Below are 22,671 nucleotides of genomic sequence, written 5' to 3'. Positions count from 1 at the left end.
ACGTCGCGCTGCCAGACCATTTCCAAGGCCAGGGGCCAAAATTCAGGATGAGAATTGAGATGAGACCCATGCTTCGCACCGCGCTGCTTGCTACGGCGGCGTCGGCCAGCCTCATGGCTGCGCCCACCTTCGCCCAGGCCCAGCAGGCGGCCGGTGAAGCCGTCGACGTCGGCGAGATCGTCGTCACCGGCTCGCGCATCCGCCGCGACACCTTCTCCGCGCCGCAGCCGCTGTCGGTCGTGACGGCCGAAGCGATCCGCGAGTCCGGCAATACCTCGATCGGCGACATCCTGCTCGAGCAGCCGAACATCAACCCGGCGACCAACCAGCAGAACTCCTCGGGCACCCTGTTCCTGGCCGGCCAGACCCGCGCCGACATCCGCGGCCTGGGCCCGACGCGGACCCTGGTCCTGATGGACGGCCGCCGCCTGCCCTTCTCCGACGCCTCGTCCCCGGCGGTCGACCTGAACACCATCCCCTCGCTGATGGTGGAGCGGATCGAGACCATCGCGGGCGGCGCCTCGGCCGTGTACGGCTCGGAAGCCATCGCGGGCGTCGTCAACTTCATCATGAAGAAGGAGCAAGACGGCCTCGAACTCGACGTCCAGGCCGGCGTCTCCCAGGAAGGTGACGGCGAGGAATTCCGCACCGGCTTCAACTGGGGCGGCAAGTTCCTGGATGACCGCCTCAACGTCCTGATCGGCGGCGAGTACGCCATGCAGGACAAGATCATGCAGAAGGACCGCGAGGAGCTGTTCCCGGGCGTCCGGCGCAACACCCTGGTCACGCCGCAAACCCTCCTGCCCGCCACGCGGACGAACACCTCGCCCTTCGCCACGTTCCAGATCCGCGGCACCAACACGCTGAGCTCGGCCACCGTCAACGGCGCCCTGGCGGTGACCCGCGACGTGCGCACCAACGGCTCCACCCTCACCCGACTATCGCCGGAGTGCTCGACCACGACCGTCCAGCCGACCTGCCAGGACGAGTCGCTGTTCTACAGCGCCGTCTACAACGCGCTGCAGGGCAAGAGCGACCGGGCCGTGCTCCGCGGCTTCGCCACCTACGACCTGACGGACACCTGGAGCCTGTTTGCCGACGCGACCTACGTGAAGGCCGGCGGCTACGGCATCTTCCAGCCGGCGTTCTCCTCGGCCCAGGGCGGCGGCACCCTGCCGCTCTCGATCCGCGGCGACAACGCCTTCCTGAACGGCCCGGGCCAACTCGCCGCCGACCTGCGCGCGGTGATCACCGGCCCGACGAGCGTGAACGGCGTCCTGCTGCCCTTCGCGCAGCGCGGCGCGAACCTGCCGCTCACCAACTCGACGGTCATCCAGGTCGCCCGCTTCTATCCGGAGTTCGGCGGCCGCGACGTGAGCACGGAACGCGAGCAGATCCGCGCCGCTGTCGGTTTCGAAGGTGGGTTCGGCGTGCTCGGCCGCGAAGTGAGCGTCGACGGCTACGCTCAGTTCTCGGAGCTGAACGGCACCACGATCTCCTACAACGTGCCCAATCTCTCCCGCGTGGCGCAGGCGGTGGATGCGGTCCTGGTGAACGGCCAGGTCGCCTGCCGCGACGCCGCGGCCCGCGCGGCCGGCTGCGTCCCCTTCGACGTCATCAACGGCCCGTCCCGCGAAGCCGTGCTCTGGACCAACGCCCAGTCCACGACCGACCAGGAAGTGAAGCAGAGCGTCGCCGGCGTGAACTTCGCGACCGAGCTGTTCAACCTGCCGGCCGGCCCGGTGGGCGTCGCCTTCGGTGGGGAATGGCGTAAGGAAGAAAGCCTCTTCGTCCAAGACGCCCTGGGCGCCTCGGGCGCGCTGTTCTTCAACTCGATCGGCACCCGCGGCGGCGAGTACGACGTCTCGGAAGCCTACGGCGAAATCCGGATCCCGATCCTGAAGGATCTGCCGTTCGCCCAGGAGCTGACGGTCGAACTGGCGGGCCGGATTTCCGATTATTCGACGATCGGCAAGACCGACCAGTACCGCCTGCACGCCGAATGGGCGCCGTTCGAGGACATCCGCTTCCGCGCCAGCGAGTCGACGGCCGTGCGCGCGCCGAACATCGTGGAGCTGTACGCGCCGCAAAGCCGTAACTTCACCACGGCGGCGAACGACCCGTGCGACAAGGACGTGTTCGCGGGCGCCACGGCGGCTCAGAAGGCCGCCCGCCTCGTCACCTGCGGCGCGGCGATCCCGGGCTACAACCCGGCGACCTTCGTGTCGAACTTCGGCACGGGCCGTCCGTCGCTGCCCCTGCTCCAGGGCGGCAACCCGGACCTCGGCCCGGAAGAGGCGAAGACCTACCAGTACGGCGTGGTCATCACGCCGCGCTGGGTCAAGAACCTCCAGGTGTCGTTGGACTTCTTCAAGTACAACATCACCGGCCAGGTGGGCACGATCCCGATCAACACCCTGCTCGGGAACCTCTGCTACGACTCGCCCCAGGCCTACGCCTCCAACCCGTTCTGCGCGCAGATCAAGCGTGACCCGACGGGCACGGGCGGCGGCGCCGTGCCGGGCGGCGTGATCGAAGTCCTCCTCGTCAACCAGAACGTCGCGAGCGTGAAGGTGGAAGGCTGGGACGGCTCGATCGCCTACGGCTTCAACACCGAGGACGTGTTCGGTCGTGACCTGGGCGACCTGGCGTTCCGCCTGGACGCCACCTGGATGTACCGGTTCGCCCTGCAGGGTCTGCCGGGCCAGTCCTACGTCCAGTTCGCCAACACGATCACCAACGCGACGCCTGAGTGGAAGGCCAACGCGTCGCTCCGCTGGAGCCGGGACAACTACTCGGTCACCTGGAGCACGCTGTGGATCGACTCCATGATCATCAGCCAGACGCAGCAGCAGGGCGTGCTCGACCCGTTCATGACGGGCGAGTACTACCGGCACGACCTGCGGGCCAGCTACCGCGTGAACGACCAGGTGAGCGTGCGGGCCGGTATCATCAACCTGACGAACGAGTTCCCTCCGTACGTGCCGGAAGTCTTCACCGGCACGGGCACGGGCTCGTCGCAGTATGACAACCGCGGCCGGTTCTTCTTCGTCGGCGCGAACTTCAACTTCTAAGAAGCCAAGCCGTCCGGGTCCCTTCTGGGGGCCCGGCGGGGCCTGGAGAGCGAGAGCCGCCGGCGTCACCGCCGGCGGCTCTTTCGTTTTGGCGCAGCGGGCCCGGCGGCTAAGCGTTGACGCCTCCCGCGCCGCGACCTAGCCCGGGCGGCGGGTGACTGGGGACCTCTCGATGCGCATCTTGGTGGGCACGCCGACCTACAACGGCCAGCTGACGACGCAGTACACCGGCTCGCTCCTGGCGCTGCGTTCGGAGCTCGGCGATCAGGTGGACTGGAAGACCACCAGCGGCACCCTGCTGGCCTGGGCCCGCAACACCCTTGCCAGCTTGGTGCTCGAGTCCGACCACAGCCACCTGCTGTTCATCGATTCCGACATTGATTACCCGCCCAGCCTGATCCGCCGGATGATCGACTTCGATGCCCCCATGGTGGCGGCGGTCTATCCGCACCGCGTCCTGGACGTGCAGCGCTTCCACGCCATGGCCCGCGCGCACGACGATCCGGCGGCCGCCTGGGCGCGGTCGCTCAGCTTCGTGATGGAGCTCGAGACACCGCCGGTGGAACGCAACGGCTTCTACCGTGCGCGATACGCGGGCACCGGCCTGATGCTGATCAAGCGGGAGGTGTTCGAAACCCTGCGCGACACGTGTCCCGACCTCTATCGGCCCGCCGCCGGCAGCTACTACGGCCACCAGGGGCTGAAGCACGTGCTGCAGTGCTTCGAGCCCCAATACGACGAAGCCGGCCTCGCGATGAGCGAGGACGTGTCCTTCTGCCGGCGCTGGCAGCAGGCCGGCGGCGAGCTCTGGGTGGTGTTCGACGACACCGTGGGCCACGTGGGCCCGTTTACCTTCCGGGCGCGGGCCTAGACCGCCCTGCTCAGGCTGTCTCCAGCGCCCGCTGAGCCAGCATGCCGTTGAGCCGCGCCTGGATGATCTCCTCGGCCTCGCGGACGATGCGGTGGATCAGCTCGGCGCAGGTGGGCACGTCGTGGATCAGCCCCTGCACCTGGCCCGCCGACCAGATGCCGTGGTCGGGGTCGCCGGTCTCGTAGACCACCTTGCCGCGCGTGCCGGCCACCAGCTCGCGCACCTCCTCGAAGGACGCCCCGCCCCGCTCGCGCGCCACCACCTCCTGGCTGATGGCGTTCTTCGCCACCCGGCTGGTGTTGCGCATGGTGCGGAAGATCAGGTCGGTGGCGCGCTCGTCGTTCTCGACGATCTGGCGCTTGATGTTCTCGTGGATCGGGCTCTCCACCGTCGCCATGAAACGGGTGCCCATGTTGATGCCGTCGGCGCCCAGCGCAAGGGCGGCCACAAGCCCACGGGCGTCGCCGAAGCCGCCTGACGCGATCATCGGGATCTTGATCTTGTCGGCGGCCGCCGGGATCAGGATCAGGCCCGGCACGTCGTCCTCGCCGGGGTGGCCGGCGCACTCGAACCCGTCGATGGAGATGCCGTCCACGCCCATCCGCTCGGCTGAGAGGCCATGGCGGACCGAGGTGCATTTGTGCAGCACCTTGATGCCGTGCTTCTTGAACTCGTCGACGTGCTCCTGCGGCTTGTTGCCCGCCGTCTCGACGATCCTCACGCCGCTCTCGATGATCGCCTGGCGATACTCGGCGTAGGGCGGCGGCTTGATGGCCGGCAGGATGGTCAGGTTCACGCCGAACGGCTTGTCGGTCATCGACCGGCAGCGGGCGATCTCCTCGGACAGCTTCTCAGGCGTCGGCTGGGTCAGCGCGGTGATGAAGCCCAGGCCGCCGGCGTTGGCCACCGCCGCCACCAGCTCGGCGCGGCCGACCCACTGCATGCCGCCCTGCACGACGGGATGCTCCACGCCGAAGGTCTCGGTGAACCTGGTCCTGAGCGCCATGCCGTGTCGCCTCCAAACATCCGTTTGGAGCAGTCAAACCCCCGGACGCTGCGTCAGGCAACCCCCACGCGGCCGATGGCGTAGAAGCGGTCGGCGCGCTGCTTCTTCAGCTCCTCGGGCGGCTTGCCGTCGAGGGCCGCCAGCTCCTCTTCGAGCACGTCGCCGACCGTCTGCATGGCGGCCTCGGGGTTTGCGTGCGCCCCACCAGGCGGCTCGGGGATGATGCGGTCGACGATCTTCATGCCCAGCAGGTCCTGGGCGGTGATCTTCATGGCCTTGGCGGCGTCGGCGGCGGTGCGCGCGCCGCGCCACAGGATGGAGTTCGCGCCCTCCGGAGCGATCACCGAATAGATGGCGTGCTCGAGGATCAGCACCCGGTTGGCGCCCGCCAGCGCGATCGCGCCGCCCGAGCCACCCTCGCCAGTCACCACGGCGACGTTGGGCACGCCCAGCATCAGCCCGGCCTCGGTCGAGCGGGCGATCGCCTCGGCGACGCCGCGCTCCTCCGACGCGATGCCCGGGTAGGCGCCCGCCGTGTCGATGAAGCTCACCACCGGCAGGTTGAACCGCTCCCCCAGCTCCATCAGACGGATCGCCTTTCGGTAGCCTTCAGGCCGGCCGTAGCCGAAGTTGTGCTTCACCCGGGTGACGGTGTCGCGGCCCTTCTCGTGCCCCATCACCACCACCGGGCGGCCGCGGAACCGGCCCAGGCCGCCGATGATCGCCTGGTCGTCGCCGAATGTGCGGTCGCCCCGAAGTTCCTGGAACTCCTCGATCAGCGCGCCCACGTAGTCCACGAAGTGCGGCCTATTCGGGTGTCGCGCCACCTGGGTCTTCTGCCAGGCGTCGAGCTTGGAATAGGCCTCGCGGCGCAACTCCTGGGCGCGCGTGCGCAGCGCCTCGATCTCGGCGTCGAACGCGCCGGCGCCGGCGGTCTCGGAAAGCTTCGACAGCTCCTCGATCTTGGTCTCGATCTCGGCGATCGGGCGCTCGAAGTCGAGGTAGTGGGCGGCCATTTTGGGCGGTCGCTTCCTTGGCGGTTCGCGAGGCGGCGGAAATTAGGCGGGATCAGCCCCGCTCACAAGGCGGGAACCCACGGCGGCGTCCGCTACTTTGATCGTTTCATGAAGACCTGGCTTAGAAACAATGGACTGACCATCGCACTCAGTGCTCTCTTCCTCGCGAGCCTGATCGGCCAGATGGTCACGGGCTTTTCCCATGAAAACGAGGAGCGGCTGCAGCACGGCCAGGTCCTGATTTCATTCTTCGACTTCCTCAAGGGCGGTGAGTTCCTCTCCACATTGTTCGAGAACTGGGAGAGCGAGTTCCTGCAGATGGCCACCTACGTGGTCCTCACGGCGTACCTCTTCCAGCGCGGCTCCCCGGAATCGAAGGACCCCGACGAGACGGCGCCCCAGGACCGCGACCCGAAGCTCGACGAGAAGAAGGCCACCGCGCCGGCCCCGGTCAGGACCGGCGGCGTGGTGCGGGTGATCTATTCCCACTCCTTGGGGCTCGCTCTGGGCCTGCTCTTCGTGGTCTCCTTCGTGCTGCACTGGGCGAACAGCTTCCGCAGCGCGGTCGACGAGGCCGAGCAGCACAACCAGCCGCCCCCGGAGCTCCTCGGCTACCTGGCCGACAGCCGCTTCTGGTTCGAAAGCTTCCAGAACTGGCAGAGCGAATTCCTCTCCACCGCACTGCTGATCGTGCTGGCCATCTTCCTGCGCGAACGGGGCTCCCCGGAGAGCAAGCCGGTGGGGGCGCCGCACGCCCAGACCGGAACCTGAGCCGTAAGTCCTTCTACGGCCAAGTGAAACTTACCTACGGAGCTTAGGGTTTGTTAGCCCGAGGTCGAGCCCGGCCCGCTTCGATGGGGGGACCGACGGCGGCCCAGGTGCGTCTTCGTCATGACGCGCGGAAAGAAGCCTGACACGCCCGCGCTCGAGGAGAAACGGAGCAATATCCTATGAAAGCCGCCCTGAAGATCGGTATGGCCTCGGCGCTGGCGCTTGCGAGCGTCACCCCGGCCGCCGCCCAGTACTACCAGCCCACCCCGCAGTACCAGCAGGACCTGAGCCGCTATCAGTCCGACCGCAACGCCTACGAGGCGCGTCGCGACGACTACGAGCGCGCTCGCATGGACTTCGAGCGCCGCCGCGCCGACTGGGAGCGCGCCCGCGCCGCCTATGACGCGCGCTGGGGCTACGGCGCCTACGTTCGGCAGTACGGGCCGGCTCCTGTGTGGAGCGACGCCTATGTCGCCGACAACTACTACGCCCCGGCTCCGGCCTACGCGGCCCCGTCGGCCGGCTACTACGGCTACAACACCGCCACCACCGTCCCCGGCCCGGTCCGCTGCAACAACAACTCGACCGTCACCGCCGGCGTGATCGGCGCGCTGGCCGGCGCGGTGCTCGGCTCGAACGTGGCCGCCCGTAACGCCCGCACCGAGGGCGCGGTGCTCGGCGCCGCGGTCGGCGGCGCGATCGGCGCCGGCGTCGGCCGGGCCAACGACCGCTACAAGTGCGACGTGAACGGCCCGTACTTCACCCGTAACGAGACCATCGCCTACCGTGAGGCCGACGGCTACGGCTACGATCGCAACCAATACCGCCGCTACTCGCGGATGGGCTGCCGCCTGGCGCCGGCCCCGGTCGACAACTACGGCCAGGATTACCGCTACGTCCGGGTCTGTCCGGACGCCTCGGGCCGCTACCGGATCACCGGCTAAGCAGGTTTAAGATTTCAATGGAGAGGGCCGTCCTTCGGGGCGGCCCTTTTCCTTTAGCGTTTCCGCGACAGCGGATGCTTGCTCGCCATCACCTCGCGGAGCCGCTCGCCGGCCACGTGGGTGTAGATCTGGGTGGTGGCGATGTCGGCGTGGCCGAGCAGCTTCTGCACCACCCGCAGGTCGGCCCCGCCCTCCAGCAGGTGGGTGGCGAAGGCGTGGCGCAGCACGTGCGGGCTCACCCGCGACGGATCGATGCCGGCGTCGGCCGCGGCCTCGTCGAGCAGCTGGGCGAACCGGCGCGGCGTCAGCCGCCCGGCCTTGCCCCGCGACGGGAACAGCCAGGGATTGGCCTTGTCGCCGTTCGGCAGGAACTTCGGGCGGATCTCGAGGTAGGCCTTCACCCCCTCCCGCGCCGCCCCGTTCAGGGGCGCCAGCCGCTCCTTGCCGCCCTTACCCTTCACGATCAGGTAGGCCGGGTCGCGCGCCAGGGCGGCCAGCGTCAGCCCGGTCAGCTCCGAGATCCGCAGCCCCGAGGCGTAGGCCAGCTCCACCATGCAGGCCAGCCTGAGCCCCTGCGCCCCGTCCTTCGCCGCCGCCGCCGCGATCAGCCGGTCCATCTCCGCCCGCGAGAGCACCTTGGGCAAAGACCGCCCCTTCCTGGGCGCCTCCACCCGGCGCGAGGGGTCGTCCCCACGCCAGCCCTCGCCAAGCACGAACCGATAGAACTGCCGCACCGAGGCCCGCCTCCGGGCCGCCGTCGCCGGCGAAAGCCCACGGGCGCCGAGGTCGACGAAGTAGGCCTCCACGTCTTCGGCGGACGCGCTCGACAGGTCCCGCCCGCGCCCCGCCAGGAAGCCGGATGCGTCCGTCAGGTCGCGGGTGTAGGCGGACAGCGTGTTCTTCGCCGCGGCCCGCTCGACGGCCATCATCTCCAGGAAGGCTTCCGCCCAGGCCGCGCCCTGTCCGGTCATGGCGCCAGCCTCGCGCAAATTCCCTACCGATTTGGCGCCGTGGGCAGGCGTCGTGTAAGCCTCGCTGCGCCCATGGACCGCTACGACCCGCTGCGCCGCCGCACCATCGCCCTCGTGGGCCTGATGGGCGTGGGCAAGTCCAGTGTGGGCCGCAGGCTCGCCAGCGCGCTCTCCCTGCCGTTCAAGGACGCCGACGCCGAGGTCGAGGTCGCCGCCGGCCGCTCCATATCCGACATCTTCGCCGAGCTTGGCGAGCCCACCTTCCGCGAGGGCGAGCGCCGGGTGATCGCCAGGCTGCTGGAACAGCCGCCGCATGTCCTGGCCACCGGCGGCGGCGCCTTCGTCAACCCCGAGACCCGCTCGCTGATCAAATCCAGGGCCGTCTCGGTCTGGCTGAAGGCCGACGTGGAGGTCCTCGCCCGCCGGGTGGCGCGCAAGGACACCCGCCCCCTGCTAGTCGGCAAGGACCCGCTGGAGGTGCTGAAGGCCCAGGCCGAGGCCCGCTACCCCGCCTATGCCGAGGCCGATATCGTGGTGGAGACCGGCGACGCCGCCCACCACGTCACCGTCGACCAGGTGATCCGCGCCCTCTCCGCCTTCCTGGAGACCCATACCCCATGAGCCGCACGATCCCCGTGGGCCTGGGCGCGCGCGCCTACGAGGTCGTGGTCGGCGCGGGCCTGCTGGAGGACGCGGGCGCGCGGCTGAAGCCGTTCCTGAAGACCCGACGCGCCGCCGTGGTCAGCGACGAGACCGTGTGGGCCCTGCACGGCGCGAGGCTTTCCGCCGCGCTCGAGCGCGAGGGCGTCCAGGCTCTCCCCGTCGTCGTGCCCCCCGGCGAGCAGACCAAGAGCTTCGAGGGGCTGGCGGACCTGTCCGACCGCCTGCTGGCCCTGGAGCTCGACCGCGGCGACCTGGTGGTGGCCTTCGGCGGCGGCGTGGTGGGCGACCTCGCCGGCTTCGCGGCGGCCATCTACAAGCGGGGCATCGACTTCGTGCAGGTCCCCACCACCCTGCTGGCGCAGGTGGACTCCTCGGTCGGCGGCAAGACCGCCATCGATACGCCGCGCGGCAAGAACCTTGTCGGCGCCTTCCACCAGCCCCGCCTGGTCCTGGCCGACCTCGACGTGCTCGCCACCCTGGCCGAGCGCGAGATGCGGGCCGGCTACGCCGAGGTGATCAAGTACGGCCTGCTGGGCGACTTCGGCTTCTTCGAATGGCTGGAGGCCAACGGGCCCAAGGTGCTGGCCCGCGAGCCGGACGCGCTATCCCGGGCCGTCGCGCGTTGCGTCGAGATGAAGGCCGAGATCGTCGCCCATGACGAGAAGGAACAGGGCCGCCGCGCCCTTCTCAACCTCGGCCACACCTTCGGCCACGCCCTGGAGGCCGAGACCGGCTACGGCGCGGCCCTCCTGCACGGCGAGGCGGTGGCCGCCGGCCAGGCGCTCGCCTTCCGCTTCTCCGCCGCACAAGGCCTCTGCCCCGCCCAGGACGCGCGCCGCGCCGCCGCCGCTATCGCGGCCGCCGGCCTGCCCACCACCCTCGCCGAGGTCCCCGGCCACCCGTTCTCCGCCGAGCGCCTGGTCCGCCACATGGCCCAGGACAAGAAGGCCGAGGCCGGGCGCCTGACCTTCATCCTCGCCCGCGGCATCGGCGACGCCTTTGTCGCCAAGGCCGTCGACCAGGCGGCGGTCCGCGACTTCCTCATCGCCGAAGGGGCGCAGCCGTGATCTGGGCCATCGTCGCCGCGCTCGCCCCCACCCTGGTCATCCTGCTCGCGCTCTCGGGCATGATCTCGGCCGCCGAGACCTCCATGACCGCGGCTAGCCGCGGGCGACTGCACCAGCTGGAGCGCGACGGCGACCGGCCCGCGCGCCGGGTGAACCGGCTGATTTCCAACCAGGAGACCATGATCGGCGCCATCCTGGTGGCCAACAACGTCATCAACATCTTCGCCTCGGTGGTCACCACCCAGGTGCTGGGCGCGGCCTTCCCCGGCTGGTTGGGGGCCGCCATCGCCACCGCCGTGATGACCGTGCTGGTGGTGGTCTTCTCCGAGATCCTGCCCAAGACGCTCGCCATCGCCCGCGCCGACGACGTCGCCCGCGCGCTGTCCATCCCCACCGACTGGGTGGTGCGCATCTTCGGGCCGATCGCCAACGGCGCGCAGTGGATCGTGCGCCACACCCTGCGCCCCTTCGGCATCAAGCTCTCCATGGAGACCGACGTGCTGGCGGCCCACGAGGAGATCCGCGGCGCGGTCGAGTACCACCACTCGGAAGGCCTGGTGGAGAGCCGCGACCGCTGGATGCTCGGCGGCGTCCTCGACCTGGGCGAGATGGACGTCAGCGAGGTGATGGTCCACCGCAAGGCCATCGCCATGATCGACGCCGACCTGCCGCCGCGCGAGATCGTGCTCGCCGCCCTGGAGTCCGGCCACACCCGCATGCCGCTCTACCGGCAGGACCCGGAGAACGTGGTCGGCGTGCTCCATGCCAAGGACCTCCTGAAGGCCATGGCCGACGCCGACGGCAAGATCGACGAGCTGAAGATCGCCTCCTTCATGCGCCAGCCGTGGTTCATCCCCGAGACCACCAGCCTGAAGGACCAGCTCGCCGCCTTCCTGAAGCGCCGCACCCACTTCGCCATGGTCGTCGACGAATACGGCGCCCTGCAGGGCCTCGTGACGCTCGAGGACATCCTCGAGGAGATCGTCGGCGAGATCGAGGACGAGCACGACGTGGTCGTCCCCGGCGTCCGCCCCGCGCCCGACGGCGGCGTCGTCGTGGACGGCTCCGTGACGATCCGCGACCTCAACCGGTCCATGAACTGGAACCTGCCCGACGACGAGGCGGTGACGGTGGCCGGCCTGCTCATCCACGAGGCGCAGACCATCCCCGACGTGGGCCAGGTGTTCGTCTTCCACCGCCACGAGTTCCGGGTGGTGGAGAAGAAGGCCAATCAGCTCACGGTCCTGCAGATTTCGCCGCCCGAAGCGCCGCCGGAGTGACCCCCTCGGCTAAGGTCTAGCTCCCATTCGGAAAAGTGAGTGCGGCCGGCTTGACGGCCCCCGTTAAACGCCCTCTTGTCCCGGAACCGCCGGGGGACGGCCGGGTTTATAGTCAAGCTTGTTCGATCGGGGGATCGCCCATCCATGAATTCCGCCAAGGCTGTCCCGCAGTTCGGGACGACCGTAGCCGCCCCCCTAGCCGTCTCCGGGAGCCTCGGTCATGACCGATAGGGCGAAGCTGGACGGGCTGAAGGTCCTCGTCGTCGAGGACGAGATGATGGTCTCGATGCTCATCGAGGACATGCTAACCGACCTCGGCTGCACCGTCGTGGGCCCGGCCTCGCGTCTCGACGAGGCCATGGAGCTGGCGCGCGACGCCGACCTGGACTGCGCGGTGCTCGACGTTAACCTCGGCGGCCAGCCGATCTTCCCGCTCGCCGACCTGCTGCGCGAGAAGGGCGCCCCCTTCGCCTTCGCCACCGGCTACGGCGACGCAGGGCTGCGCGATGTCGACAAGGGCTCCCCGGTCCTCCAGAAGCCCTTCCGTGAGGGCGACCTGGCGCGTGTGCTGGGTGAGCTGAGCGCCGCCGTCGGCTGACCTCTATCTCTAGAGGTAGCCGAGCGCGCGCGAGCCGTCGGCGAGCAGGACGCTGAGCGCTCCTGCCAGGACGGCGACAGACACAAGCAGTTTCATATCCCTTTTCTCCTTTGCCTTGCCTCTCTCGAAGCAAGGACGCGGGAGATAGGGTGTTTCCGACACTACGGTAGGGCTTGTTTCCGCAGAACTGCTCTGCGGTTTTGGAAACAGGGCCCCTCAGGCCTTCCCCAGCAGCTCATACAGCACCTTGTCGGGGGTGATCGGGTAGTCGCGCACCCGCACGCCGACCGCGTTGTAGATGGCGTTGGCGACCGCCGCGCCCGCGCCCGAGATGCCCAGCTCGCCCACGCCCTTGATGCCCATCGGGTTGGCCTTGTCATCCACCTCGTCGAGCATGATGGCGTCCAGCTCGCCGATGTCGGCCTGCACCGGCACCAGGTACTGCGCCAGGTCCTGGTTGATGAAGGAGCCGTAGCGGGGGTCCGCCGCGTTGCCCTCGTGCAGGGCCGAGCCCACGCCCCAGATCATCCCGCCGGTCAGCTGGCTCCTCGCCGTCTTCCAATTGAGGATCCGTCCCGCCGCGAACACCCCCAGCATCCGCCGCACCCGCGTCTCGCCGGTCACGGGGTCGACGCCGACCTCGCAGAAATGGGCGCCGTAGGTGTGCTGGCTCCAGTTGCGCGCGTCCGCCGCCGGCCGGATCTCGCCCTCCGCCGTCAGGCCTGCCGGCGCGGCGCGGCGGATCAGGTCCGCCAGCTGCTCCGAGCGGTTCTCGATGGCGATCACCCCGTCCTGGAAGGTCACCTGCTCCGGCCTGCCCCCGGACAGCGGCGAGCCCTCGTCGCCGACTGCCAGCTCCGCGATGGCCTTGCGCAGGTTCATGCCGGCGTGCAGCGCCGCCGAGCCGGCCGTGGCCGCCCCGAACTGCCCGCCGGACCCCGGCGCCGGCGGCAGCTCCGAGTCGCCGATCTCCACCCGCACCGCGCCCAGCGGCACGCCCAGCGTCTCCGCCGCGATCTGCGCCAGCACCGTGTAGGTGCCGGTGCCGATGTCGGTCATCCCCTGGCGCACGGTGATCACGCCGTCCGCGTCCACCGTGAAGCTGCACTTGGCCGGCAGCAGGAAGTTGCCGCGGATCGCCGCCGCCATCCCCATGCCGACCATCCAGCGCCCGTCGCGCACCTGCCCCGTCTTCGGATTGCGCCGGTCCCAGCCGAACAGCTGCGCGCCCTCGCGCAGGCAGCGCACCAGCTGGCGGATCGAGAACGGCTTGCCCGTCTCGGGATCCACCTCGGGCTCGTTGAGGATTCGCAGCTCCACCGGGTCGACGCCCAGCTTCTCCGCCAGCTCGTCCATGGCCACTTCGAGGCTCAGCATCCCCGACGCCTCGCCCGGCGCCCGCATGGGTCCTGCGCCCGGCAGGTCCAGCTTAACCAGCCGGTGCCCGGTCAGCCGGGCCGGCGCCGCATAGAGGCTGCGCGCGAAGTTCGACGCGTGCTCCACGAACCCGCCGTCGCGCTCGCAATGGGTCGTGGTCATCAGCGACATGGCCGTGAGCCGGCCGTCGGGCGTCGCCCCCAGCCGCACCCGCTGCAGGGTCGCCGGCCGGTGCACCGTGCCGTGCATCATGTGCTGGCGTGAGAAGGCCACCTTCACCGGCCGCCCCACCGCACGCGCGCCCAGCGCCGCCAGCGTCAGCTCGTCGTAGGTCTGGCCCTTACCTCCGAACCCGCCGCCGATGTAGCGGGTCATCAGGTGGACGGCGTCGCGGTCGATCTTCAGGGTTTCGGCGAGCCCGTGCTGCGCCGGCTTCACCATCTGCACCGAGGTGTGGACGATGCACTTGCCGTCCTCCCACCACGCCACCGAGGCGCAGGGCTCCATCTGGCAGTGGTTCTGGACGGGCGTGAACCAGGTTTCGTCCAGCTTCACCGGGGCGGCCGCGAACGCCGCCTCGAAGTCCCCGATCTCCACGTCCTGCTCGCCGGGCGCGTCGGTTGCGGTCTCGAGGGCGGCGCGGAAGTCGACCTCCGGGGGCTCCTCAGCATAGGTCAGCCGCACCAGGTCGGCCGCGGCCTCGGCGTTCTCCAGGGTGTCGGCCACCACGAAGGCCACCGGCTGGCCGAAGTAGGCGACGCGGTCGCTCTCCAGCGCCGGCCGCGCCGGCGAGGTGGACCGCGGATGCACCCGCGTCCCGCGGGCGCCCTGCTCCGGGACATTCCGGTGCGTCCAGACCACGAGCACGCCGGGCGAGGCCTCGGCCTGCGCCGTGTCGACACCCACGATCCGTCCGCGGGCGATGCTCGCCGGGACCATCACGCCATAGGCCGGCGGCGACGGCGGCTTCACCTCGTAGGCGTAGGGCGCCTGGCCGGAGACCTTTAGCGGGCCCTCGTAGCGGTCGACCGGCTTGCCGATCAGGCCGGAGCGGTTCTCCTTGACGGGATTGGGGGCTTCCCAGTCGACGACCGAGCTCATCGCACGCCTCCCGCGGCCTGCATGATCGCCGCGCTGCCGAGCCGGCCGGTGAGCGCGATCTTGAAGCCGTTGCGGCCATTGTCGGTGGCGCTGGCCAGCTCCGCGCTCATCGCATCCTCGGCGGTGCCGCCGGCCGCCAGCGACTCCTCGGCCGCCACGGCGCGCCAGGGCTTGTGCGCCACCATCCCCAGCGCCACGCGCCCGCCCGCCACCGCCACGCTGGCGAGGCCCGCCGCGAACGAGGCCCGGTCGCGCGCCTTGCGATAGACCTGCCCGCCGGCCGCCGGCGGCGGCACCACGACGGCGGTGATCAGCTCGCCGGGGATCAGGTGGTGGTCCTGCTCGGGCTTCTCGCCCGGCAGCCGGTGCAGCTCCAGGATCGGGAAGGCCCGGGCCTGCCCGGACGGCGTCAGCGTCTCCACCGTCGCGTCCAGCGCCACCAGCGCCACGGCCATGTCCGACGGGTTGGTGGCGATGCAGGCGTGGCTCGCCCCGAAGATCGCCGAGTTGCGGTTCAGCCCCTCCAGCGCCCCGCAGCCGGAGCCGGGTTCGCGCTTATTGCAGGGCTTGGTGGTGTCGTAGAAGTAGGCGCAGCGCGTCCGCTGCAGCAGGTTGCCGCCGACGCTGGCCTTATTCCGAAGCTGCGGCGAGCCGCCGGCCACGATCGCCTGCGCAAGCACCGGGTACTTCGCCCGCACCCGCGCATCCGCCGCCACCTGGCTGTTCGACGCCATGGCGCCGATCCGCAAGGACCCGTCGGCCGTCTCCTCGATTCCCGCCATCGGCAGGCGGCCCACGTCGATCAGATGCTGCGGCCGCTCGATGTCGAGCTTCATCAGGTCGAGGAGGTTGGTGCCGCCGGCGATGAACCTCGCTCCCGGCGTCTCTGCCGCGGACTTCACCGCCGCCTCGGGGCTCTGCGCGCGCTCGTAGGTGAAAGGCCTCATGCCTGCTCACCCGCGTAGGATCGGATCGCCGCCACGATCTGCGGATAGGCCGAGCAGCGGCAGATGTTGCCGCTCATCCGCTCGCGGATCTCGGCGTCGGTCAGCGCCACCTTGCCCGTCAGGTCCGCGGTCTCCTGGCTAGGCCAGTTCGCCTCCACTTCCTGCAGCATGCCCAGCGCCGAACAGATCTGGCCGGGCGTGCAGTAGCCGCACTGGAAGGCGTCCTCCTCCAGAAAGGCCTTCTGCAGCGGGTGCAGCCGGTCGGGCATGCCGACGCCCTCGATGGTGGTGACCTCGTCGCCGTCGTGCATCACCGCCAGCGACAGGCAGGAATTCACCCGCACGCCGTTGACCAGCACAGTGCACGCCCCGCACTGCCCGTGGTCGCAGCCCTTCTTGGAGCCTGTCAGCCCCAGGTGCTCTCGCAAGGCGTCCAGCAGGGTGACGCGGGGATCGACGTCCAGCTCGCGCGGCTCCCCGTTGACGTCGATCGTCGTCCGCAAGCCACCCCTCCAGGCCGCACCACCGGCGGCTCTTCAAACATCTGTTGGGTAGAAGCTTAGACCCTAGGTCTCGCCCGGCGCCAGCGCCTTGACGGACAGCGCGTGCACCGGGCCCGCCAGCTCTTCCGCCAGCGCGCGGTAGACCATCCGCTGGCGCGCCACCTTGTTCTGGCCGGCGAAGGCCGCCGCCTCGATGGTCACGTTGAAATGGCTCTCCCCGCCCGGCGTCGCGCCCGCGTGTCCGGCATGCCGCGCAGAGTCGTCCTCGACCTCCAGCCGGGTCGGCTGGAAGGCGGCGCTCAGCTTGTTCTGGATGGCTTCGAATATGGCGCCCATCGGCCGCATCTTCAATTCTTGAAGGGGAATATCTTCCCCCCATACTTGGCCCATGCCGGGCGCGTTTCAATACAGGCCGAAGTTCCTCGACATCCGCGTGCGCCCGCCCTCGGAGGAAGAGGACGCACGCGCCGAGGACGTGAACGCGCTGAAGCCCGGCGAGCGGGCCTGCGACCACCCGGGATGCAGCCGCGCGGCCACCGCCAAGGCGCCGAAGTCGCGCGACATGCTCAACGAGCACTACTGGTTCTGCCAACCGCACGCGGCCGAGTACAATCGCAACTGGAACTTCTTCGCCGGCATGAGCGAGGGCGAGGTGCGCCGCCGCCAGCAGGAGGAGCTGTTCACCGGCGGTCGTCCCACCTGGGAGATGAAGGCCGGCCGGCTCAGCCGCGAGGCCGCCGCCTTCTCCGCCAAGTTCGGCAAGGGCCAGGGCTACCGCGATCCGTACAACCTGTTCGGCGGCGGCGGCGGCTACGCCAAGGCGGCCGAGCCGGACGATCGCCGCATCGGCAAGATCGAGCGCGGCGCGCTGGCCGACCTGGACCTGGACGTCAACGCCGACGGCTCCAAGATCCGCGCCCGCTACACCGAGCTGGTGCGCCGTCTGCACCCCGACGCCAACGGCGGCGACCGCACCGGCGAACAGAAGCTGCAGCGGGTCATCAAGGCCTACCAGTCCCTGCGCAAGGCCGGGATGGTCTAGCGGCCGAACGGCCGAATACGGACGACCGGCGCGCGCCCTGCCTCCGATCACGGAATCGTTTTCAGCGATCGGATATGAGCCGTTTCTGCTGTTGCGGCAAAGGTTTAGCTAGACCATTCGCCCATTTCCCGTCGCAATTCCGGCAAAGCTCGGAACTTAAGCGACGCTTCGCAGGTTCGCCGACCTGGACTGTCAGGATCTCCTGCAGAGCCCGTCTCTCGAACTGTTTGGGGTTAGAAATGGACCAAGAAAACAAGAAGGCTGGCACCGACCGTCGCGCCTTCCTCGCCACCGCCGGCAAGGCCGCCATCGTCGTGCCGCCGGCCATGACCGCGCTTCTGTCGACCACCATGGCCTCGCCGGCCATTGCCGCCTCCGGCGGCAGCGGCAAGGTGCACGGCAACAACGGCGTCGGCAACGGCTACGACCCGCAACCGCCGGGCAACCCGCCGCCGAACGACACCGGCCCGAACATGGGCCCCGGCAACCCGGACAATAAGGGCGGGAAGGGCGGCTAAGCCTGTGAACGCGCCGGCGGCCAGTGCAAGCGCAGCTCCGTTCACCGCCGATCGGCGGGCGGGTCTGCACGCGCTGGCCGCTGCCCTGCGCGGCGAGGCCCCGGCGGAGCAACAGTGGCTGGACGTCCTGTGGCTCGCCAACACGGGCCTCGTCACGCCAAGGCTTCGCGCCGCGCTCGCGCGCAGCGGCGGCCTCGACCAGACGCCCGCCGAGGTGCGTGGCTTCCTCGACGAGGTCGAGACCCGCAACTTCGAGCGCAACCGCCGCCTGTTCGCCCAGCTGAACGACGCCGTCGCCGCGCTGAACGCCGCCGGCATCGAACCCACCGTGCTCAAGGGCGCCGCGATATGGTCGACGCTCGGCCGTCCCGCCGCCTTCGACCGCATGCTCAACGACCTGGACCTGCTGGTCCGCCCCACCGAGGCGCAGCGCGCCGTCGAGGTCCTGGAGACGGCGGGCTTCCCGGTCCACAGCCGCTATCCCGGCCCCGAGGTGCACGTGGTGGCCGAACTCGGCCGCCCCACCGACGTGGGCTTCATCGACCTGCACCAGCGCCCGCCCGGTCCGCCCGGCGTCGTCGAGATGGCCGGTCTCCATCGCCATTCCCGCCGGGTCGAACACGACGGGATCGCCTACCGCGTGCCCTGCCCGGCCATGCAGGTCTTCCTGCTGGTGCTGCACGACCAGTTCCACGACGGCGACTACTGGCGCGGCGGCGTCGACCTGCGCCACCTGCTGGACATCGCCGACCTGGCGGCCGGGCCGGACGGCGTCGACTGGGACCTCGTCCGCACGCTTTGCCGCACGTCCCTGGTGCGCCACGCCATGGAGGCCCAGCTGGCCGCGGCCGGCGCGCTCGTCGGCGCCGCCGTTCCCCGCCCCACCGCCTGGGGCCGCCTGCAGCACCGCCGCCGCCTGGCGCAGTACCACTGGCCCGCCGCCGCGCAGCCGCTGGCCTTCGCCGCCATGGCGCTGGAGGCGCCATTCCTGATGGCGCACCGGCTGGCGGACCGCGCCGACCGCCGCCGCCTGTTCGGCAAGGCCCGCGCCGCCGTGCCCGTCGGCGAACGGGTCGAGCGACTGCGCCACATCTTCGCCGGCGTCGCCGCCGGCAAGATCTGAAGAGCCCTAGAACTCCACCCCGTCGCGGATGAAGTCGCGCAGCACGTGCTTGGCCTTGAGCCGGTAGCGCACCGTCGCCCGGGGCACCATGCCGTGCGGCAGGTCCTTGATGCCTTCGAAGAAGGTGCGGTCCGCCCGCCAGTCCGGCCCCTCGCTCCAGCGCCCCAGCGGCCGGCCCGCCAGCACCTTGTCGATCATCAGGCAGTTGGGGTCGACCATGCCGCCCTGCGACGCGAACCGCCCGCTGCCGACGCCGGTGGAGTCCCAGCGGTCCACCGCCAGCTCCTCGCCGGTCTCCTCGTCCACCAGCAGCCGCATGGAATGGGCCCAGTAGCGGCCCTGCACCGCCGCCAGCAGGCTCGCCAGATGGTCCGGCTCCCAGGCGTTGTCGTCGTCGAGGTAGGCCACGTGGCGGCTGTTGGCCATGAAGCTGAGCATCGAGCGCAGGGAGCCGCCGTCCACCGCCGGATGCACCCCGCCGCGCTGGGCGCTGGTCGAATAGGGCAGCGACACCACGCTCACCGAGACGTGCGCCGGCCGCCGGTCGATCGCCGCCTGGATGGGCGCCGGGTCGCCGATCCCGCGATCGACGCCGAGCAGCACCTGGATCCGCCCCACCCCCTGCTGGCCGTAGATCGACTCCAGCGCCCCCACCAGGTGCGGCCGGAGCAAGGTCGGCGTGACGACGGCGGCGTCCGCCGGCGCCTGCGGATCGCCCGCGTCGGGGAAGTACCAGCCCAGCGGCCGCGGCTGGCCGCTCACGGCGCGGTCTTGCGGGTATAGAGCTGGTAGAGCGGCGCCCCGATCACCGCCAGCTTGCGCTGAAACAGGTTCACGAAGGCGTCGATGGCCGGCTTGGGCATGTTGTAGTGGTCCTGCTGGCCGTGGGCCTCGTGGAACCACAGGTAGTCGTCGAAGATCAGCAGCCCGTCGACCCTCAGCAGCTGGAACGCCAGCACCGCGTCGGTGAGCACGTCCGGCGCCTGGTGCGACCCGTCCACATAGATCAGGTCGAAGCTCCCCCCGCGGCCGTCAGCCAGCAGCCGCACCAGCACCTCGTGCGACAGTCCCTTGTGCTTGTGGAACGCCACCGGATGGGCGGCGCTCGCCACCGCCTTCGCCAGGTTCGCGTCGAACCGGCGCTCCACCTCGCCCATCGCCGCGCGGTCGTGCTCTACGCCGCCCGCCCAGGTGTCGACGCAGTGCATCTCCACCGGCCGCTTGGTCGCCACGGTGTCGATCAGGAAACAGCCCGTGCGCCCCTCGTAGGCCCCGATCTCCAGCATCACCGACGGCGGATACTGCTGCAGGATCTTGCGCCACAGCGGGGCGAAGCGGCTGAACCAGTCGGTGGTGAACGCGTAGCCGTCGGTCACGCCTCGACCCCGGCCAGCTTCGCCTCCAGGGCCGCCACGTCGTCCACGAACCAGACGTGCCGGCCGCGGTTGGACTCCCGCACGAAATCGGCCAGCGGCTTGCTCTGCGCGGCGGCCTGCGAGACGTCGCCCACGACCGCCACGCACAGGCCGTAGTTGACGAACTTCTGCAGGAGCTCGCCCGCCTGCCGCGTCTTCAGGTCGAGGAACTCAGGCGCCAGCTGCGCCACCGGCACGGCGACCGTCGTTGCGCCCTCCGACAGCGCCTGGCCCACCAGGTCGGCGGCGTCCCGGTCGCTCGCCAGCGGCCCCTCCGCCACCAGCACCCGCACGCCCGCCAGCTCCACCGCCTTGCTCATGGCCCATACCTCTCACGGCCCCGCGCACGCGAAAAGGGCGGGACCTCGCGATCCCGCCCTCAGGCCCGGAGCTGTCGTCCGGCGTCTAGGCCGCGGCCTTCCAGTTCGGCTCCAGCGCCACGTGCGGCGGGCACGGGGCCACTTCGATTTCCGGCAGCCCCGCCAGCTCGTTGGCGAAGCCGTGGTTCACGTCACGGTGGTGGGCCTCGTCGGCGCGGACCACCTCGACCACGTCGCGCAGGGTCGAGCCCTTCGGCAGGTTCCAGTAGCGCAGCGCGATCTGAGGGGCGGCCACGTTCTTCGAGCGGCCCTCGTCGATCTCGGCGAGGTAGTGGGTGTAGCTGATCACCGCCTCTTCCTCGAAGTAACCAACCACCCGGTGCGCGGTCTTCGAGCTCGCCAGGTAGAGGCCGAAGAAGAACAGGTAGAAGACCCACTGCACGGCCACGACCACGAAGCGCTCGAACAGCGTCGGCTTGGCCACCTCGATGAAGGTCATCAGGTGCATGCGCTCGTTCTCGGCCTCGTCCATCAATGTCTTGATCCAGCCGCGGTCGTCTTCCATCCGGCGCAGGCATTTCAGGTGGTTGAGCGTCGCGCCGACCATGCCCGGCACGGCGGCCACGGTCTCCAGCACTACCGCGCGATGGCCGTAGCGCTTGGCGAAGAAGGTGTCCGCGCAGAACCGCAGCAGCTTCACGAAGCCGTAGGCGATCTTGTCCGAGGCGCCCTTAGGGGCGTGGTGGACGGTGAGGTCGATGGCGGGGGCGGTCATCTGGGTTACTCGCGCTATCTCGTTGAATGCGATGAGGCTGAGGTAGCCCCCGCCCCGGTCCCGCGAAATTCCGGACGGACCCCTACGTAGAATCCCCTAAGCGGACGTCCCGAATACCGCCGCGCGGCCGGCCGCGGCATCTCTTGGGGGCAACGAAAGGAGCCCTCCCATGTCCGGCCAAGTCGCCTTCCTCGCCATGGTCGTCGCCGCCTTCGCGACGTTCGGCGCCACGCTGTTCAGCGTCTCCACCCTGCAGCGCCTCGCCCGCTAGCCGCTGCGCGCGAACAGGGCGCAGGCCTGCGGCATGCCCTGCATGGTCGTGCGCCCGATTAGGGACCGGAACCCCAGCTCCACCCGCAGCTCGCAGGCATAGGTCCTGGCGTCGGCCTGGTAGCGCCGGCGCCAGACGTAGGTCGGCCGGCCCTCCAGAACCAGGCGCTCGGCCCAGGGGCCGTACAGCCCCACCACCGTGTCCAGCTCCTGGCCGGCGAGCCGGGCGCCCGGCTCCTGTTTCGGGCTGGAGGCGCATCCCGCCGCCGCCAGCACCGCCGTGATGATGATCAACCCCCGCATGGCGCCGGTGTAGGCCGCGTGGCGAAGCTTGGCCGTGACCGTGGTCACGCTTCGCCGAACCAGCCAGGCGGCTGTACAAGGCGCCATGGCTACGCCCCGCCCGCCGAAACCCGACGATCCGCCGCGCGGCCGTGACGCGGTGCGGGCGGCGGTCCTGGCCGCGGCGGAGCAGCTCTTCGCCGAGCGCGGCTACGCGGCCGTCTCGGTGCGGGACCTGGCTCAGGCCGCGGGCGTCAACCACGGCCTGATCCATCGCCACTTCGGCTCAAAGGAGGCCGTGCTGCACGCCGTGCTGCAGGGGATGTTCTCCGATGTCGCCGCCGCCGCCGCCTCCCGCATCCAGCCCGGCGACCCCGACTTCCTGGTCCAGGTCTACCCCCTGGTCACTAGCCGCAAGCGCCACTGGCAGATCCTCATGCGCGCTGTCCTGGACGGCTTCGACTTCCGTGCGGCCGGGTTCCAGTTCCCGATCACCGCCGGGATGATGGCGCACACCGCCGCCCGCACCGGCGCCGACGACGAGGAGGCCCGCGTGCTCGCCGGGCTGCTGGTCTCCGGGGGCCTCGGCTGGCTGCTGCTGGAAACCTATCTCACCCCCGTGCTGGGCCTCGAGCACGTCCCTACGGAAGAGCTCCGCCAGCGCATGGCCGAGCGGGTCGGCCGCGTCCTGCCCTGATCCCCTTGCGAAGAATGTAGTCATTTGACTACACTCAAGC

24 protein-coding genes are annotated in these 22,671 nt (G+C 70.0%); 12 read left to right on the top strand and 12 right to left on the bottom strand.

Annotated elements, in window-relative coordinates:
* Nucleotides 1–68: 68 nt before the first annotated feature.
* Nucleotides 69–3,074, top strand: coding sequence for a TonB-dependent receptor plug domain-containing protein (locus VIL76_RS06565; protein ID WP_332044198.1), 3,006 nt, complete (start codon nt 69–71; stop codon nt 3,072–3,074).
* Between the two features lie 172 nt (nt 3,075–3,246).
* Entirely contained in the window at nt 3,247–3,945 is a 699-nt protein-coding gene (locus VIL76_RS06560) for a hypothetical protein (protein WP_332044197.1), read from the top strand.
* 10 nt (nt 3,946–3,955) lie between these two features.
* On the opposite strand, the gene VIL76_RS06555 is transcribed toward VIL76_RS06560, so the two are convergent.
* Entirely contained in the window at nt 3,956–4,951 is a 996-nt protein-coding gene (locus VIL76_RS06555) for a nitronate monooxygenase family protein (RefSeq protein WP_332044196.1), read from the bottom strand.
* A gap of 53 nt (nt 4,952–5,004) precedes the next feature.
* Nucleotides 5,005–5,967: an acetyl-CoA carboxylase carboxyltransferase subunit alpha gene (locus VIL76_RS06550; RefSeq protein WP_332044195.1), complete on the bottom strand. Its 963-nt coding sequence runs from the start codon at nt 5,965–5,967 to the stop codon at nt 5,005–5,007.
* Nucleotides 5,968–6,075: 108 nt separating this feature from the next.
* Between VIL76_RS06550 and VIL76_RS06545 the strand changes: the two genes are divergently transcribed.
* Together VIL76_RS06545 and VIL76_RS06540 are read left to right on the top strand one after the other, a co-directional pair.
* Nucleotides 6,076–6,738, top strand: a complete 663-nt coding sequence (locus tag VIL76_RS06545) for a DUF6766 family protein (protein ID WP_332044194.1) — start codon at nt 6,076–6,078, stop codon at nt 6,736–6,738.
* Between the two features lie 179 nt (nt 6,739–6,917).
* A complete protein-coding gene (locus VIL76_RS06540) occupies nt 6,918–7,682 on the top strand; it encodes a glycine zipper 2TM domain-containing protein (protein ID WP_332044193.1) in 765 nt (254 codons plus the stop codon).
* A gap of 53 nt (nt 7,683–7,735) precedes the next feature.
* Here VIL76_RS06540 and VIL76_RS06535 read toward each other — a convergent pair whose 3' ends face one another.
* On the bottom strand, nt 7,736–8,653 hold the full coding sequence (locus VIL76_RS06535; RefSeq protein WP_332044192.1) for a site-specific tyrosine recombinase XerD: 918 nt from the start codon (nt 8,651–8,653) through the stop codon (nt 7,736–7,738).
* 72 nt (nt 8,654–8,725) lie between these two features.
* On the opposite strand from VIL76_RS06535, the gene VIL76_RS06530 reads away from it, so the two are divergent.
* The 4 genes from VIL76_RS06530 (at nt 8,726) to VIL76_RS06515 (ending at nt 12,261) form a co-directional block, all read left to right on the top strand.
* Nucleotides 8,726–9,274, top strand: a complete 549-nt coding sequence (locus tag VIL76_RS06530; RefSeq protein ID WP_332044191.1) for a shikimate kinase — start codon at nt 8,726–8,728, stop codon at nt 9,272–9,274.
* Nucleotides 9,271–10,383: a 3-dehydroquinate synthase gene (gene aroB / locus VIL76_RS06525; RefSeq protein ID WP_332044190.1), complete on the top strand. Its 1,113-nt coding sequence runs from the start codon at nt 9,271–9,273 to the stop codon at nt 10,381–10,383. Before VIL76_RS06530 ends, aroB begins: the two co-directional genes overlap by 4 nt.
* The gene (locus tag VIL76_RS06520; RefSeq protein ID WP_332044189.1) at nt 10,380–11,663 is read left to right on the top strand and encodes an HlyC/CorC family transporter; all 1,284 of its coding nucleotides are present in this window, start codon (nt 10,380–10,382) and stop codon (nt 11,661–11,663) included. The genes aroB and VIL76_RS06520 overlap by 4 nt, the downstream gene beginning before the upstream one ends.
* Nucleotides 11,664–11,883: 220 nt before the next feature.
* Nucleotides 11,884–12,261, top strand: a complete 378-nt coding sequence (locus tag VIL76_RS06515; RefSeq protein WP_332044188.1) for a response regulator — start codon at nt 11,884–11,886, stop codon at nt 12,259–12,261.
* A 216-nt stretch (nt 12,262–12,477) separates the two neighbouring features.
* Here VIL76_RS06515 and VIL76_RS06510 read toward each other — a convergent pair whose 3' ends face one another.
* The 4 genes from VIL76_RS06510 to VIL76_RS06495 form a co-directional block, all read right to left on the bottom strand.
* On the bottom strand, nt 12,478–14,739 hold the full coding sequence (locus VIL76_RS06510) for a xanthine dehydrogenase family protein molybdopterin-binding subunit (protein WP_332044187.1): 2,262 nt from the start codon (nt 14,737–14,739) through the stop codon (nt 12,478–12,480).
* The gene (locus VIL76_RS06505) at nt 14,736–15,686 is read right to left on the bottom strand and encodes a xanthine dehydrogenase family protein subunit M (protein WP_332044186.1); all 951 of its coding nucleotides are present in this window, start codon (nt 15,684–15,686) and stop codon (nt 14,736–14,738) included. The genes VIL76_RS06510 and VIL76_RS06505 overlap by 4 nt, the downstream gene beginning before the upstream one ends.
* Nucleotides 15,683–16,189, bottom strand: a complete 507-nt coding sequence (locus tag VIL76_RS06500; RefSeq protein ID WP_332044185.1) for a 2Fe-2S iron-sulfur cluster-binding protein — start codon at nt 16,187–16,189, stop codon at nt 15,683–15,685. Before VIL76_RS06500 ends, VIL76_RS06505 begins: the two co-directional genes overlap by 4 nt.
* A 63-nt stretch (nt 16,190–16,252) precedes the next feature.
* Nucleotides 16,253–16,525 (bottom strand): BolA family protein, encoded by a 273-nt coding sequence (locus tag VIL76_RS06495; RefSeq protein WP_332044184.1) that lies wholly within the window; start codon nt 16,523–16,525, stop codon nt 16,253–16,255.
* A gap of 52 nt (nt 16,526–16,577) precedes the next feature.
* Here VIL76_RS06495 and VIL76_RS06490 point away from each other — a divergent pair, with 52 nt between their 5' ends.
* The 3 genes from VIL76_RS06490 to VIL76_RS06480 all read left to right on the top strand — a co-directional run bounded on the left by VIL76_RS06490 (nt 16,578) and on the right by VIL76_RS06480 (nt 18,872).
* Nucleotides 16,578–17,231: a J domain-containing protein gene (locus VIL76_RS06490; protein WP_332044183.1), complete on the top strand. Its 654-nt coding sequence runs from the start codon at nt 16,578–16,580 to the stop codon at nt 17,229–17,231.
* 239 nt (nt 17,232–17,470) lie between these two features.
* The gene (locus VIL76_RS06485) at nt 17,471–17,749 is read left to right on the top strand and encodes a hypothetical protein (protein WP_332044182.1); all 279 of its coding nucleotides are present in this window, start codon (nt 17,471–17,473) and stop codon (nt 17,747–17,749) included.
* A gap of 4 nt (nt 17,750–17,753) precedes the next feature.
* Complete coding sequence (locus VIL76_RS06480) at nt 17,754–18,872, top strand: nucleotidyltransferase family protein (RefSeq protein WP_332044181.1); 1,119 nt, start codon at nt 17,754–17,756, stop codon at nt 18,870–18,872.
* Nucleotides 18,873–18,878: 6 nt separating this feature from the next.
* Here the strand turns inward: VIL76_RS06480 and VIL76_RS06475 are convergent, their stop codons facing one another.
* The 5 genes from VIL76_RS06475 to VIL76_RS06455 form a co-directional block, all read right to left on the bottom strand.
* A complete protein-coding gene (locus VIL76_RS06475; RefSeq protein ID WP_332044180.1) occupies nt 18,879–19,634 on the bottom strand; it encodes a hypothetical protein in 756 nt (251 codons plus the stop codon).
* Nucleotides 19,631–20,248 carry a class I SAM-dependent methyltransferase gene (locus VIL76_RS06470; RefSeq protein WP_332044179.1) on the bottom strand — a complete coding sequence of 206 codons (618 nt, stop codon included), beginning with the start codon at nt 20,246–20,248 and terminating at the stop codon, nt 19,631–19,633. Before VIL76_RS06470 ends, VIL76_RS06475 begins: the two co-directional genes overlap by 4 nt.
* Nucleotides 20,245–20,607 carry a DUF4180 domain-containing protein gene (locus tag VIL76_RS06465; protein WP_332044178.1) on the bottom strand — a complete coding sequence of 121 codons (363 nt, stop codon included), beginning with the start codon at nt 20,605–20,607 and terminating at the stop codon, nt 20,245–20,247. Before VIL76_RS06465 ends, VIL76_RS06470 begins: the two co-directional genes overlap by 4 nt.
* A gap of 85 nt (nt 20,608–20,692) precedes the next feature.
* Nucleotides 20,693–21,382: an alternative oxidase gene (locus tag VIL76_RS06460; RefSeq protein WP_332044177.1), complete on the bottom strand. Its 690-nt coding sequence runs from the start codon at nt 21,380–21,382 to the stop codon at nt 20,693–20,695.
* A gap of 267 nt (nt 21,383–21,649) precedes the next feature.
* Nucleotides 21,650–22,042 carry a hypothetical protein gene (locus VIL76_RS06455; RefSeq protein ID WP_332044176.1) on the bottom strand — a complete coding sequence of 131 codons (393 nt, stop codon included), beginning with the start codon at nt 22,040–22,042 and terminating at the stop codon, nt 21,650–21,652.
* Here VIL76_RS06455 and VIL76_RS06450 point away from each other — a divergent pair.
* Nucleotides 22,041–22,631 carry a helix-turn-helix domain-containing protein gene (locus VIL76_RS06450; RefSeq protein WP_332044175.1) on the top strand — a complete coding sequence of 197 codons (591 nt, stop codon included), beginning with the start codon at nt 22,041–22,043 and terminating at the stop codon, nt 22,629–22,631. The two genes, VIL76_RS06455 and VIL76_RS06450, sit on opposite strands and share 2 nt — an antisense overlap.
* The last annotated feature ends 40 nt before the right edge of the window (nt 22,632–22,671 follow it).

The sequence above is a fragment of the Phenylobacterium sp. genome, from assembly GCF_036563285.1.
GTDB lineage: Bacteria > Pseudomonadota > Alphaproteobacteria > Caulobacterales > Caulobacteraceae > Phenylobacterium.
This window is presented reverse-complemented; position numbering and strand designations above follow the sequence as displayed.